Origin of the sequence: Niastella populi (assembly GCF_002078015.1) — a bacterium.
Classification (GTDB): domain Bacteria; phylum Bacteroidota; class Bacteroidia; order Chitinophagales; family Chitinophagaceae; genus Niastella; species Niastella populi.
Map to the genome: position 1 here is coordinate 1 of NZ_LWBP01000179.1, position 306 is coordinate 306.

Below are 306 nucleotides of genomic sequence, written 5' to 3' on the forward strand. Positions count from 1 at the left end.
ATCATGCCATCATCGATGGATGGAGTCAGGCTTCCTTTATAACGGAATTAAATAATTTATACCTGAAGTTAGGGGAAGATAAGAGTTATAAGCCTTCCGTTTTAAAATCGAGTTATAAGGAAGCTGTTGTTCAGAATGAAATGAACCAGACAGATGATTCGGTAAAAAATTATTGGAGAAACGAACTGGCTGAATATGAGCGATTGGAATTATTTACAGATCAGGAAGAATTTGCAAACTATTCCTACGCCCGGGATAATACCTATTTAGAGAGCATAGAGAATCTTGCCAGGACTTTAAATACAA

1 protein-coding gene is annotated in these 306 nt (G+C 36.3%); it reads left to right on the forward strand.

Features of this window, described 5'->3' with window-relative positions; all coding sequences use genetic code 11:
* Window positions 1-306: condensation domain-containing protein (locus A4R26_RS15420; protein WP_133054687.1), on the forward strand; the 306-nt coding region annotated here is incomplete at both ends.